The sequence below is a fragment of the Bacteroides caecigallinarum genome (assembly GCF_021530995.1).
GTDB classification, from domain to species: Bacteria; Bacteroidota; Bacteroidia; order Bacteroidales; family Bacteroidaceae; genus Phocaeicola; species Phocaeicola faecigallinarum.
The window spans coordinates 1-440 of the sequence record NZ_JADYTF010000299.1 but is presented as its reverse complement, the minus strand read 5'-3'; the positions used below and the strand labels follow the sequence as shown (position 1 = coordinate 440).

1 rRNA gene is annotated in these 440 nt (G+C 50.5%); it reads left to right on the top strand.

What is annotated here, in order from left to right:
- Positions 1 to 440 (top strand): 16S ribosomal RNA (locus I6E24_RS16720); the annotation flags it as partial.

The following is a 440-nucleotide window of genomic DNA, read 5'->3' as shown; positions in this document are numbered from 1 at the left end:
ATCGGTAAACGATGGGGATGCGTTCCATTAGGTAGTAGGCGGGGTAACGGCCCACCTAGCCAACGATGGATAGGGGTTCTGAGAGGAAGGTCCCCCACATTGGAACTGAGACACGGTCCAAACTCCTACGGGAGGCAGCAGTGAGGAATATTGGTCAATGGGCGAGAGCCTGAACCAGCCAAGTAGCGTGAAGGATGAAGGTTCTATGGATTGTAAACTTCTTTTATAAGGGAATAACCGACACCACGTGTGGTGTTCTGCATGTACCTTATGAATAAGCATCGGCTAACTCCGTGCCAGCAGCCGCGGTAATACGGAGGATGCGAGCGTTATCCGGATTTATTGGGTTTAAAGGGAGCGTAGACGGGATGTTAAGTCAGCTGTGAAAGTTTGGGGCTCAACCTTAAAATTGCAGTTGAAACTGGCGTTCTTGAGTGCGG